Below are 12,238 nucleotides of genomic sequence, written 5' to 3' on the forward strand. Positions count from 1 at the left end.
CCCCCCCCCCCCCCCCCCCCCCCCCCCCCCGCCCCCCCCCCCCCCCCCCCCCCCCCCCCCCCCCCCCCCCCCCCCCCCCCCCCCCCCCCCCCCCCCCCCGCTCGGGGTGACGGGCGGCGAACCCCTCCTCCCCGCCGGGCGCGGCCGGTGGCCGCGGGGCGTCGCACGCTCCCGGTTCAGCGAGCGTCCGGTTGAGCGCCCCCCGGGGCCGCCCGCCGCGGGCGGGTGACCCGGGCCTGCACCGCCTCCTCGCTCAGCACTGCCTGGACGGTCGTCCCACGGCCCAGCAGCCGCCCCTCGGCATCGACGGCGCTGCAGTCGCAGGTCAGGCGGTTGCCGCGCACCTCGGTGCACCGGGCCGTCACCCGGATGGCGTCGCCGACCCAGGCCGGGGCCAGGTGCTCCACCGACAGGGCGCTGCCGATCCCGGCCTCGCCGGGCTCGAGGTGGCGCAGCAGCAGCTTCCGGCCGGCCTCCTCGAAGTGCTTGGCCATCGAGTAGGTGGCGTACACCGGGTGCACCGGGCCGAGCTCGTCGAAGCGGACGGTCATCTCCGGGGTCACCACGACGTCGAGGAGGGCGGACTCGCCGACGGGCACGGGCCTCATGCGCGCACCCCGCGAGCGGTCCGTGTCGCGCACCGGGAGGCGCCGTGCGGGTGCGCCGCCCGCGGCACCGCGTCGCCCACCGGGGTCAGGCGTCGTAGTCGACGGTGACGGCGTCGGAGACGGGCAGCGACTGGCAGGTGAGCACGTAGCCGGCCTCGACCTCCTGGGCCTCGAGCGCGTAGTTGCGCCGCATCGCCACCTCGCCGTCGGTCACCCGCGCCCGGCAGGTGCCGCACACCCCGCCCTTGCACGCGAAGGGCAGGTCGGAGCGGACGCGCTGCGCGGAGTCCAGCACGCTCTGGTCCTTCGGCAGCGCCAGCGTGGTCGAGCGGCCGTCGAGGACGACGGTCACCTGGCTGCTGGGCCCGGTGACGGTCTGCTCGTCGCCGCGTACCGGCTGGGGCGGGACGTCGTCGACGTAGAACAGCTCCTGGTGGACCTTCTCCGCCGGGACGCCGAGCTCGGCGAGGAGGGCGCGGGCGTCGGTCACCATCCCGTGCGGACCGCACAGCCACCAGTGGTCGACGCGCTCGACCTCGACGAGGTTCTGCACGAGGCTGCGCAGCCGCTCGCCGTCGAGCCGACCGCTGGTCAGCTCGGCGTCGCGGGGCTCGCGGGAGAGGACGTGCACCAGCTGCAGCCGGGTGCCGTAGGCGTCCTTCAGGTCGGCGAGCTCGTCGGCGAACATCACCGTGTTGGTGCGGCGGTTGCCGTAGAAGACGGTGACCGTCGACTCGCCGTCGCGCAGCACGGTGGCGGCCAGGCTCAGTGCCGGGGTGATGCCCGAGCCGGCGACGACGAAGACGTGGTCGGCGGGCTGCGACAGGTCGGCGGTGAAGGTGCCCGAGGGCGGGAGCACCTCGATCTCGTCGCCCGGGCGCACCTCGTGCACCAGGTAGCTGGAAAAGAACCCGCCGGGGACCTCGCGGACGCCGACCCGCGGAGCGGCGCCCATCGGTGCGCAGATGGAGTAGGAGCGGCGCTCGTCCCGGTCGCCGTCGACCCGGCGGAGGGTGAGGGCCTGGCCGGGCCGGAAGCGGTACTCCTCGGCGAGCTCGGCGGGGACGTCGAAGGTGACCGCGACGGAGTCGTCGGTGAGCCGCTCGACCGCGGCCACCCGGAGCGGGTGGAACTGCGGTCGCCGCCGCGGACGGGTGGGGGCGGAACCGGCGGCGGGAACGGTCGCCGTCATCAGATCTCCTTGAAGTGCTCGAACGGCTCGCCGCAGCTGCGGCAGCGGCGCAGGGCCTTGCAGGCCGTGGCGCCGAACTCGCTCTGCTCGACGGTGTCGGCCGACCCGCACTGGGGGCAGCCGGCCGTCCGCCGCGTCGGCCCCAGCTGGAGCGGGACGGGGCCGGGGGACCGGACCGGTGCCGTCCCGGGCGGGGCGATGCCGGCCGCGGCGAGCTTGCGCCGGCCCTCCTCGCTGATCCAGTCGGAGGACCAGGCGGGCGAGAGCACGGTGCGGACGTCGACGTCGGCGAAGCCCGCTCGGTGCAGGGCATGCACGAGATCCGCCCGCATGACGCCCATCGCGGGGCAGCCGGAGTAGGTCGGCGTGATCTCGACGACGACGGTGCCCTGCTCGACACGCACCTCGCGGAGCACGCCGAGATCCGCGAGGGTCAGCATCGGCAGCTCCGGGTCGGTGACCGTCTCCGCCACCGAGCGGGGGTCGGTCAGCACGGCGCTCACCAGGTCGCCGCCGGGTGCCGGCGGGCCAGGCCCTGCAGGGTGGCCAGCAGCTCGGTCAGCTCCGCGCCGTGCTGCCCGATCCGGCCGCGCGGGGCGGCGTCGGCCGGCCAGGCGGGCACCGGCAGCGTGGCGCGCTCCAGCACGGTGGTGAGGACGTCGCGCACCTCGTCGCGGACGTCGGCCGGGTCGACGGCGACCCCGGCGGCGACCAGCCGGGCCTCGACCTCCGTGGCGGTGAACAGGTCGGCCAGCAGCGGCCACACCGCGGCGACGCCGTCCTGGGCCCGCCGGTGCGACTCCTCGGTGCCGTCGCCCAGGCGCAGCACCCAGCGGGCGGCGTGGTCGCGGTGGTAGGCGAGCTCGTGCACGCCCTTCGCGGCGATGGCGGCGAGCACCGGGTCGCGGGACTCCCGCAGCCGGGCGAAGACCGCCAGCCGCACCGTCGAGGCGACGAGCAGGCGGACCATCGTCTGCGCGAAGTCGCCGTTCTCCGCCTCGACCAGGCCGGTGCAGCGGAACTCGTCGGCGTCCCGGAAGTAGGCCAGGGCGTCCTCGTCGGGGATGGTCTCCGCGGCGAGCTCCCGCGAGCGGCCGAGCACCCCGGCCGCCCCGGCGCGGGCGAGCAGGAGCCGGGCCTGGCCGAGGAGGTCCAGGCCGATGTTGCCCAGCGCCACCTCCTCCTCGAGCTCCGGCGCGTTGGTCATCCACTGGGTGAGCCGCTGGGCGAGCACGAGTGCGTCGTCGCCGAGCATCAGGCAGTAGGTGCCGAGGTCGGCGGCGTCGACGCCGTCGGGCACCGTGGTGTCGACGCCGGCCAGCGGGTCGTCGAAGCCGGTGCCGAAGGCCCAGTGCCCCGCGTCGTCGTGCGCATTGGTCAGCGCGTCGTACACCGTCTCCTCGTGCATGGCCTCGCTCCTGACTCCGGCGAGATCTGCACAGTGGCCGCCGTCGGGGAGCCGATGCGGGCCACTGTGCAGATCTCGCCTCACATGTGGGGGACGTTCTCGGGGATCTCGTAGAACGTCGGGTGGCGGTAGACCTTGTCGCCGCTGGGGGCGAACATCGGGTCCTTCTCGTCGGGGCTGGACGCGGTGATGTCGGCGGCCTTGACCACCCAGATGCTCACGCCCTCGTTGCGTCGGGTGTAGAGGTCGCGGGCGGCGTGCACGGCCATCTCGTCGTCGGGTGCGTGCAGCGAGCCGACGTGCACGTGGTTGAGCCCGCGCTTGCCGCGGACGAAGACCTCGTACAGCGGCCAGTCCCGGCGCACGGCCGGCCGCTGGGCCTGGACCGGCACCTCCGGCCCGGTCGGGACCGCGCCGTGCCCGCCCTCGGCGGTGACCTCGCCGCTCACGCGGCCGCCCCCTCGTGCTTGCGGGCGTAGGCCGTGGCCGCCTCGGTGACCCAGGCGTTCTCGTCCCGGGCCGCGCGGCGGCGGGCGATGCGCACGGCGTTCATCGGGCCCTCGCCGGAGATGACCCGCTTGAACTCGTCCCAGTCGATCCGGCCGAACCGGTAGTGGCCGGTCTCGGGGTCGTAGGAGAGGTCGGGGTCGGGGAGCGTGACACCGAGGACCTCGGCCTGCGGCACGGACATGTCCACGAACCGCTGGCGCAGCTCGTCGTTGGTGTGCCGCTTGATGCCCCAGGCCATCGACTGCGCGGTGTTGGGGCTGTCGTCGTCGGGCGGGCCGAACATCATGAGCGAGGGCCACCACCAGCGGTCGACGGCGTCCTGCACCATGGCCCGCTGCTCGTCGGTGCCGCGCATCATCGTCATCAGCAGCTCGTAGCCCTGCCGCTGGTGGAACGACTCCTCCTTGCAGACCCGGATCATCGCCCGGGCGTAGGGCCCGTAGGAGGAGCGGCACAGCGGCACCTGGTTGCAGATGGCCGCGCCGTCGACCAGCCAGCCGATGACGCCGACGTCGGCGTAGGTGAGCGTCGGGTAGTTGAAGATCGAGCTGTACTTCTGCCTGCCCTCGATCAGCTTGTCGGTGAGGTCGGCGCGGTCGGCGCCGAGCGTCTCGGCCGCGGAGTACAGGTACAGGCCGTGACCGGCCTCGTCCTGCACCTTGGCCAGCAGGACGGCCTTGCGCCGCAGGCTGGGCGCGGCGAGCAGCCAGTCGCCCTCGGGCTGCATGCCGATGATCTCCGAGTGCGCGTGCTGCGCGACCTGGCGGATGAGCGTCTTCCGGTACCCCTCGGGCATCCAGTCCCGCGGCTCGATGCGATGGCCGGCCGCGATGGTGGCGTCGAACTGGTCCTGCAGCGCGGTCTCGTCGGGTGCGGGCCGGTCCAGGGTGGGTGCGGACATCTCGTTCCCCTCGGTGCGTCTCGGGTCATTTACTGACCGGACGGTCGGTAATCAGTGTGCACGAGCGGCGGGCGCCGCACAACCCTGTCCGCGGCGCTCGCCGGGCGGGTCTTGACAGCGGTCGAGAGGAGGGGATGCTTACCTGACCGCCCGGTCGGTAATTCGGAGCCGAGCTCGCGCGCCGACCGTCCGGTGACGACGCTCAGGACATCGGAGGCCACTGCCATGACGGTTGCGACCACGGAGACGAACGGGCGCCCGGGGGAGGCGCCCGACCCGGCGCTGCTGGACCCCGCCGAGCGCCTGGGCGTCGATGAGCTGCGCGCGCAGCAGCTGGAGCGGCTCCAGTGGTCGCTGCGGCACGCCTACGACAACGTGCCGCACTACCGCCGGGCCTTCGACGCGGCCGGCGTGCACCCCGACGACTGCCGGGAGCTCGCCGACCTCGCGAAGTTCCCGACGACCAGCAAGGCCGACCTGCGCGAGAACTACCCCTTCGGGATGTTCGCGGTCCCGAAGGACCAGGTGCGCCGCGTGCACGCCTCCTCCGGCACCACCGGCAAGCCGACCGTCGTCGGCTACACCGAGCGCGACCTCGACACCTGGGCGACGGTCATGGCCCGCTCCATCCGCGCCGCGGGGGGCCGGCCGGGGGACACGCTGCACAACGCCTACGGCTACGGCCTGTTCACCGGCGGCCTGGGCGCCCACTACGGAGCCGAGAAGCTGGGGTGCACCGTCGTCCCCGTGTCCGGTGGCATGACGCCGCGGCAGGTGCAGCTGATCCGCGACTTCGAGCCGCGGATCATCATGGTCACGCCCTCCTACATGCTCACCGTCATCGACGAGTTCGAGAAGCAGGGCGTGGACCCGCGGGAGAGCAGCCTCGAGATCGGCATCTTCGGCGCCGAGCCCTGGACCGAGCAGATGCGCCGCGAGATGGAGGAGCGGGCCGGCATCCACGCCGTGGACATCTACGGCCTGTCCGAGGTGATGGGCCCCGGCGTCGCCCAGGAGTGCGTGGAGACCAAGGACGGGCTGCACGTCTGGGAGGACCACTTCTACCCGGAGGTCATCGACCCGCTCACCGGTGAGGTGCTGCCCGACGGCGAGGAGGGGGAGCTCGTGTTCACCTCGCTGACCAAGGAGGCGATGCCGGTCGTCCGCTACCGGACCCGCGACCTCACCCGGCTGCTGCCCGGCACCGCGCGCCCGGCGTTCCGGCGGATGCAGAAGATCACCGGCCGCACCGACGACATGATCATCCTGCGGGGGGTGAACCTGTTCCCCACCCAGATCGAGGAGATCGTGCTGCGGACGCCGGGGCTCTCCCCGCACTTCGCCCTCGAGCTCGTCACCCGGGAGCGGATGGACCACCTGATCTGCCGCGTCGAGGCGCGGCCGGACTGCCCGGCGGAGGCGAGATCTGCCGCGGCGGCCGCGGTGCGTACGGGCGTCAAGGACGTCGTCGGGTCCAGCATCGAGGTGCTCGTGGTGGACCCCGAGACGCTGCCCCGATCGGTTGGCAAACTCAAGCGCATGACCGATAACCGGAACCGTGCATGACGTCGACCGCCGACGCGCCCCCGGCCCGACGCGGCCGCCCGGGGCACTCGCTGGACTCGCTGCTCGACGTCGCCGTCGAGGTCTTCAACGAGCGTGGCTACGACGCCACGAGCATGGAGGAGCTGGCCACCCGGCTCGGCGTGACCAAGTCGGCGATCTACCACCACGTGCCCAGCAAGGTGGAGCTGCTGCGGCTGGCGCTCGACCGTGCGCTGGACGCGTTGTTCGCCGTCACCGATGAGCCCGGCGCCACCACCGGCCCGGCGATCGACCGGCTGGAGCACGTCGTCCGCGGGTCGGTCCGCGTGCTCGCGGCCGAGCTGCCCTTCGTGACGCTCCTGCTCCGGGTCCGGGGCAACTCCCCGGTCGAGCAGGCGGCGCTGCAGCGGCGACGGGAGTTCGACCGGGTCGTCACCGACCTGGTGCGCGCCGCCGAGGACGAGGGCGACGTGCGCCCCGACGTCGATCCCGCCGTCACCAGCCGCCTGCTCTTCGGCACCGTCAACTCGCTGACCGAGTGGTACCGGCCCGGCGGCGGCCTGTCCGCGGACGACCTCGCCGACGCCCTCGTGACCACGACCTTCCGGGGCCTGCGGACCCGCGCCCCGGCGCCACCGGCGTCCTGACCCGGGCCGCCCGGCCCTGGGACCGTCAGGCGCGTCCGGCCGGGGCGGCGGGAACCTGGCGGCTGTGCCCCCGCATCTCGGCGAGGAGCAGCCCGTCCGCGTCGCGGGTCACCGCGACGTCGTAGATCCCGCCCCGCCCCACGAGCGACCGTTCCACCGCGGTGGCGGTGACGGTGTCGCCGGCGCGGGCCGGCGCGAGGTACTCGATGCTGCACGACCGCCCCACCGCCGGCTGTCCGTGCGAGTTGCAGGCCATCGCGAAGGCGATGTCGGCGACGGCGAACAGTGCAGCGCCGTGCGCGGTGCCGTGGCCGTTGAGCATCTGGGGCCGGATGGTCATGTGCACGGTGACCGAACCCGGCGCCACGGAGCTGACGGTGACGCCGAGTGCCCGCGCCGCGGAATCCTCCGCCAGGTAGCGGCGGACGGTCTCCTCGGCGAGGCGCTGCGGGGCAGGGCTGGTCATCGGGGCCGCCTCGGGTCAGTCGTAGGTGTGGAATCCGCGACCGGTGGTGCGGCCCAGCTCGCCCGCCGCGACCTTGTCGCGGAGCAGTTGCGGTGGGGCGAACCGCTCGCCGAGCGTCCGGTGGAGGTACTCGGCGATCGCCAGCCGTACGTCGAGGCCGACGAGGTCGGTGGAGCGCAGGGGCCCCATCGGGTGCCGGTAGCCCAGCTCCATGGCGGCGTCGATGGCCTCGGCGTCGGCGACCCCCTCCTCGAGCATCCGGATCGCCTCCAGCCCCAGCAGCACCCCGAGCCGGGAGGAGGCGAAGCCGGGGGAGTCCTTCACCACGACGTCGGTCTTGCCGAGTGCGCGCACCCAGCCGGAGGCGATCCCGACGAGCTCGGCCGCGGTCTCGCGGGCGACCACCACCTCCACGAGCTTGGACGCCGGCACGGGGTTGAAGAAGTGCAGGCCGAGGAAGCGGGCCGGGCGCTCCAGCGCCGCGGCGAGCTCGGTGACCGAGAGGGAGCTGGTGTTCGTGGCGAGCACGGCGTCCGGGCCGACGGCGGACTCCGCGGCGCGCAGCACCTCCGCCTTGAGGTCGGCCCGTTCGGGGACGGCCTCGACGACGAGCCCGCTCCCCGGGTCCAGCGCGGCGGGGGAGTCCACCAGGGTCAGCCGGTCCAGCGCGGCGGGGACGTCGTCGCCGTCGAGCTTCCCGCGGCGGGCGGCCTCCGCCAGGCCGTCGGCCACCCGCCGGTGGGCGGCGTCGGCGGCCTCCGCGCCGGCCTCGACGACCTCGACGCGGGCGCCGGCGGCCAGGAAGGCCTGGGCGATGCCGGCGCCCATGCGCCCGCCGCCGATGACGGCGACGCGGGCGGGGACCGGGGCGCTCACGCCGTCTCCGCGTTCGTCGTGATGTCCCGGGCGACGCGCACCCGCGCGCCGGGGTCGCCGGGGCGACCGCGCCCGCGTGCGACCCGTCGGCCGACCTGGCGGATCTCGGTGTGCTCCTGCATCGTCGCTCCTGGAATTCGCCGGACCCGGCGGGTCCCGGGGGGTGGGGGGCGACCGTCCGATCCGGAGGTGGTGGCCCCACTGTGGTGGCGGCGTCTCCGGGAAGCAATCGCCGGCGACGCCTGCCGCCGTCGCGACCAGGGCCGACGGCCGCGGCCACCACGGCGCCGGGGGCCCGCCGGGGTGCGGCGCCGAGCGGCGGACGCGTCCGCCACCCGGCGCCGCCGGTCCCGCTCCGTCAGGCCCGGAGGTGCCCCCGCTCGCCGGTCAGGGCCGGAAGCCGAGGGCCTCGGCCTCCTCGGGGTGCGCGCGCAGGTACTCCTCGTGGGCCTCGGCCACCCGCAGGCTCGCGCCCTTCGTCTCCCCGGCGACCGTCACCGCGGTGAAGGAGATGACGCAGAGCACCATGATGTAGATGCCGACCGAGCCCGACCACCCGGTCGACTGCAGGAGCAGCTCGGCGATCATCGGGGCGAAGGCGCCTCCGAGGATCGCTCCCAGGGCGTAGCCGATCGAGACACCGGAGTAGCGGACCGCGACCGGGAACATCTCGGCGTACATCGCCGACATCGGCCCGTACGACAGCCCGAGCCCGATGGTCAGCAGGAACAGCGCGACGCCGTAGAGCCAGATGTTCCCCGTGTCGATGAGCAGGAACATCGGGATCATCCAGAGGAAGACCAGGGCGTAGCCGATCTGGAACGTGCGCACCCGGCCGATCCGGTCGGACAGGATGCCGCCGTACATCGTGAAGGCGAGCCAGCCGAAGGACGCCAGGGTGGTGGCCAGCAGGACGGATTCGCGCGGCATGTCCAGGGTGGTGCTGGCGTAGGCGATGAAGAAGGCGATGAGCAGGTACCCGGCGGCGTTGTTGGCGATGAAGATCAGTGCGCTGAGCACCACCTGCCGGGTGTTGCGGCGGAAGAGGTCGCGCAGCGGCGCGGACGACTCCTTCTTCCGCAGCTGCATCTCCTTGAAGACCGGGCTCTCCTCCACGGCGCGGCGGATCAGGTAGCCGATGACGATCAGCACGACCGACAGCAGGAAGGGGATGCGCCAGCCCCAGGACTGGAACTGCTCGGGCGTGGTCAGCGTCGACAGCAGCCACAGCACGCCCGTCGCGAGGATCATGCCGACCGGCACGCCCACCTGCGGGTAGGCGCCGAACAGGCCGCGCCGCGCCACCGGGGCGTGCTCCACCGACATGAGCGCCGCGCCGCCCCACTCGCCGCCTGCGGAGAAGCCCTGCAGGATCCGCAGCAGGATCAGGATGGCCGGCGCGGCGAACCCGATCTGCTCGTACGTCGGCAGCAGCCCGATCAGTGCGGTGGCCGTCCCCATCAGCAGCAGGGTGAAGACCAGCATCCGTTTGCGGCCGAGCCGGTCGCCGAAGCGCCCGGCCACGATGGCCCCGAGCGGGCGGAACAGGAAGCTGATGCCGATGGTGGCCAGCGACAGCACGGTGGCCAGCCCGGGGGAGTCCTCGCTGAGCGGGGAGAGGAAGAGCGGGGCCAGCACCAGGCTCGCCGCCTGGGCGTAGATGAAGAAGTCGTACCACTCGATCGTGGTGCCGGCGAGGGTGCCCGCGAGGACCTTGCGCTCCTCGGTGGTCATCCGGTGGCGCTCGCGAGAGGGGGCATCTGTGGAGAGGGACATGGCAGCTCCGCCGTCGCTCGGTGGGTGTGCATTTACTGACCGGACGGTCAGTCCGGTGCGGGACGGTAGCTCAATGTGCTCTGGGCCACAATGGGGTCGTCCTCGTTCTCGACCGTTCGGTCAGGTGGGGGAGGTTGCGCGGCGGCCAGGCGACCACCGGCCGAGTCGCCGGCGGTCGTGGGTGGCCACGGCCGGGCACCTGCTCGGCACGGTCCTCACCATGCCGTCAGCGGTGACGTTCCCCGGTGCGGTCGGATCGGTCATCGGTGTTCCCGTCCGGCGGTGGATGTCGGGGCTGCGTGCGGCAGGCGGTGGGCGCCGTGCCGGCCGGCTGGGGTGGGATCAGGGGTGAGCTCGCCGGTGAGCACGAGCTGCTCGGCCAGGTCGCGGACCTTGCGGTTGGTGTGCATCGAGACGTCGGCCAGCAGTCGGAAGGCCTGGTCCGGGGTGAGCTTGTGCCGCTCCATCAAGATGCCCTTGGCCTGCTCGATGGCCGCCCGGGACTCCAGCGCCGCCCGCATGTTCTCCGCCTGGTCGCGGGCGTCCTGCAGGGCCTCGATGTTGGTCAGCACCACGCCGGCGTAGGCAGCGAACTCAGCCAGGGCCTGCCGGTGCTCTCCGGTGAAGGCGCCGGCGGCCGGGGAGTACACGTTCACGCACGCGGCCAGCTGCGTGGCGGGCGCCGGTATCGAGAGGGAGCTCAGGGCGCCGTGCCGGAGGAAGGTCGCCACGTAGTCCGGCCACCGGTCCTCGGTGCGGCCGTCGGTGATCTCGATGAACTGGCCGCTCAGGGCGGCGTCCATGCACGGGCCGTACCCCTGCCCGTACTGCGTCTCGTCCAGCCGCAGCGCCAGCTCCCCGGTGAAGGCCGCGGTCGTGGGCCGCCGGTTGCGCACCACCGTGATCGAGGCCTGCGCACCGGCCGGCATCAGGCTCGTCACCAGTCCGACGGCGCGCTCCAGCACCGACTGGCGGTCCTCCTCCGCCAGCACCAGCCGAGCGAGCTCGTCCACCGCCTTCCGGGGCCCCGGCGGGATGGGCCTGGCCACGGGATCGGTCACCGGCGTCGTCCCCCTGCTCTGGTCGCCGCGGACGAGTTGCACGAACGGCGGACGGCACATCGGAGCCGCTGTCAGCCCGGTGGGCTCCGACGGTGGTCGCCCGGGCCCACCCGACGGCCGCCGGAGCCGCGGTGGGCCTCGAGCGATCCAGCTGTCACCACTGGGCGCACTCGTCGGTGGCCGGGCAGGTCCGGTGGCTGAATGCACGCTATCGGACATTGCCGCGGAGGAGCAGCCGATCGGCGCCGATCCGCTGACGGGCTCCCGTGTGCCAGGATGAGGACGCCCCGCACGTAGGAGCAGCCTCCGCCTGAGTACGCAGACCTGGACGTGGGATCACCTCATCCCGTCGAAGGTCCGGCCCAGGCAGCACCGCACGGAGGAGCCCGCTCGTGGCCGTCGACCCCGCCGCCGCACGCCGCAACGCGGTCCTGGGCGGCATGGACGAACAGGCGCTCGCCCCCCTGCTGCCCGATCTGCACCAGACCCCGCTGACGCTGGGGCAGGTGCTGCACGAGCCCGGCGAGCCGGTCACCGCCGTCTACTTCCCGCTCGTGGGTGTCGTCTCCGTCGTCGCGGAGGTCGGCGACGACGAGCTGGTGGAGACCGCCACCATCGGCCAGGAGGGCATGGTCGGCCTGTCGGCGTTCCTCGGCGCCGACGGCGGCGCCCCGACAGAGCGCGCCCTGGTGCAGGTGGCCGGGGATGCGCTGACCATGAGCGCCGAGGACCTCCACCGGCACACCGCCGACGTCGACGGCCCGCTGGCGGCCCGACTCCGCCGCGTCACGCAGGCGATGTTCACCCAGCTCGCCCGCAACGCCGCCTGCAACCGGGTGCACACAGTGCGCCAGCGGGCCGCCCGGTGACTGCTGATGACCGCCGACCGGATGGACCGACCCACCTTCGAACTCACCCAGCACTTCCTCGCCCAGATGCTCGCGGTGCGGCGGACCTCGGTCAGCGAGGTGGCGCGGTCACTGGCCGAGGACGGCTGCATCACCTACACCCGCGGCGCGATCACCATCGTCGACCGGCCGCGCCTGCGGGACCACGCCTGCGACTGCTACGGGGCCATCCGCCGCGCCACCGACGTGACGCTGGCGGGGCGGTGAGGCGGAAGGCTCCAGCGGGCCCTGGTGCCGCGCCACGCACGCAGGAAGACCCCTGTCGCGCCGGTGCCGGAGGGGTGGCCCGCACGGGCCGGAACGGGCGGAGGCCCTGGTCAGTCGCCTGACCAGGGCCTCC

At 73.7% G+C, this 12,238-nt stretch carries 15 protein-coding genes; 4 read left to right on the top strand and 11 right to left on the bottom strand.

Features of this window, described 5'->3' with window-relative positions; genetic code table 11:
• Positions 1–176: 176 nt before the first annotated feature.
• The 6 genes from ACI8AG_RS20075 to paaA form a co-directional block, all read right to left on the bottom strand.
• Positions 177–608 (bottom strand): thioesterase family protein, encoded by a 432-nt coding sequence (locus tag ACI8AG_RS20075; protein ID WP_456598430.1) that lies wholly within the window; start codon positions 606–608, stop codon positions 177–179.
• An 85-nt stretch (positions 609–693) separates the two neighbouring features.
• Positions 694–1,800, bottom strand: coding sequence for a 1,2-phenylacetyl-CoA epoxidase subunit PaaE (gene paaE, locus ACI8AG_RS20080; RefSeq protein WP_456598431.1), 1,107 nt, complete (start codon positions 1,798–1,800; stop codon positions 694–696).
• Positions 1,800–2,294, bottom strand: a complete 495-nt coding sequence (gene paaD / locus ACI8AG_RS20085; protein ID WP_456598432.1) for a 1,2-phenylacetyl-CoA epoxidase subunit PaaD — start codon at positions 2,292–2,294, stop codon at positions 1,800–1,802. The genes paaE and paaD overlap by 1 nt, the downstream gene beginning before the upstream one ends.
• Before the next feature lie 5 nt (positions 2,295–2,299).
• Complete coding sequence (paaC, locus tag ACI8AG_RS20090; RefSeq protein WP_456598433.1) at positions 2,300–3,208, bottom strand: 1,2-phenylacetyl-CoA epoxidase subunit PaaC; 909 nt, start codon at positions 3,206–3,208, stop codon at positions 2,300–2,302.
• A gap of 80 nt (positions 3,209–3,288) precedes the next feature.
• On the bottom strand, positions 3,289–3,657 hold the full coding sequence (paaB, locus tag ACI8AG_RS20095) for a 1,2-phenylacetyl-CoA epoxidase subunit PaaB (RefSeq protein ID WP_456587555.1): 369 nt from the start codon (positions 3,655–3,657) through the stop codon (positions 3,289–3,291).
• On the bottom strand, positions 3,654–4,619 hold the full coding sequence (paaA, locus tag ACI8AG_RS20100) for a 1,2-phenylacetyl-CoA epoxidase subunit PaaA (protein WP_456598434.1): 966 nt from the start codon (positions 4,617–4,619) through the stop codon (positions 3,654–3,656). The genes paaB and paaA overlap by 4 nt, the downstream gene beginning before the upstream one ends.
• 225 nt (positions 4,620–4,844) lie before the next feature.
• On the opposite strand from paaA, the gene paaK reads away from it, so the two are divergent.
• Positions 4,845–6,185 carry a phenylacetate--CoA ligase PaaK gene (gene paaK / locus ACI8AG_RS20105; RefSeq protein WP_456587557.1) on the top strand — a complete coding sequence of 447 codons (1,341 nt, stop codon included), beginning with the start codon at positions 4,845–4,847 and terminating at the stop codon, positions 6,183–6,185.
• Positions 6,182–6,811, top strand: coding sequence for a TetR/AcrR family transcriptional regulator (locus ACI8AG_RS20110; protein WP_456598435.1), 630 nt, complete (start codon positions 6,182–6,184; stop codon positions 6,809–6,811). Before paaK ends, ACI8AG_RS20110 begins: the two co-directional genes overlap by 4 nt.
• Before the next feature lie 25 nt (positions 6,812–6,836).
• On the opposite strand, the gene paaI is transcribed toward ACI8AG_RS20110, so the two are convergent.
• The 5 genes from paaI to ACI8AG_RS20135 form a co-directional block, all read right to left on the bottom strand.
• A complete protein-coding gene (gene paaI / locus ACI8AG_RS20115; protein WP_456598436.1) occupies positions 6,837–7,277 on the bottom strand; it encodes a hydroxyphenylacetyl-CoA thioesterase PaaI in 441 nt (146 codons plus the stop codon).
• Positions 7,278–7,292: 15 nt separating this feature from the next.
• Positions 7,293–8,153 (bottom strand): 3-hydroxyacyl-CoA dehydrogenase family protein, encoded by an 861-nt coding sequence (locus ACI8AG_RS20120; protein ID WP_456598437.1) that lies wholly within the window; start codon positions 8,151–8,153, stop codon positions 7,293–7,295.
• Complete coding sequence (locus ACI8AG_RS20125) at positions 8,150–8,275, bottom strand: hypothetical protein (protein ID WP_456598438.1); 126 nt, start codon at positions 8,273–8,275, stop codon at positions 8,150–8,152. The genes ACI8AG_RS20120 and ACI8AG_RS20125 overlap by 4 nt, the downstream gene beginning before the upstream one ends.
• Before the next feature lie 265 nt (positions 8,276–8,540).
• Positions 8,541–9,887, bottom strand: coding sequence for an MFS transporter (locus ACI8AG_RS20130; RefSeq protein ID WP_456587561.1), 1,347 nt, complete (start codon positions 9,885–9,887; stop codon positions 8,541–8,543).
• Between the two features lie 302 nt (positions 9,888–10,189).
• Positions 10,190–10,990 (bottom strand): ANTAR domain-containing protein, encoded by an 801-nt coding sequence (locus tag ACI8AG_RS20135; protein WP_456598439.1) that lies wholly within the window; start codon positions 10,988–10,990, stop codon positions 10,190–10,192.
• 392 nt (positions 10,991–11,382) lie between these two features.
• Here ACI8AG_RS20135 and ACI8AG_RS20140 point away from each other — a divergent pair, with 392 nt between their 5' ends.
• Both ACI8AG_RS20140 and ACI8AG_RS20145 read left to right on the top strand, forming a co-directional pair.
• Entirely contained in the window at positions 11,383–11,859 is a 477-nt protein-coding gene (locus ACI8AG_RS20140; RefSeq protein WP_456598440.1) for a hypothetical protein, read from the top strand.
• Positions 11,860–11,865: 6 nt separating this feature from the next.
• The gene (locus tag ACI8AG_RS20145; protein ID WP_456598441.1) at positions 11,866–12,105 is read left to right on the top strand and encodes a helix-turn-helix domain-containing protein; all 240 of its coding nucleotides are present in this window, start codon (positions 11,866–11,868) and stop codon (positions 12,103–12,105) included.
• Positions 12,106–12,238: the final 133 nt, after the last annotated feature.

Source organism: Blastococcus sp. SYSU DS0552 (genome assembly GCF_054050815.1).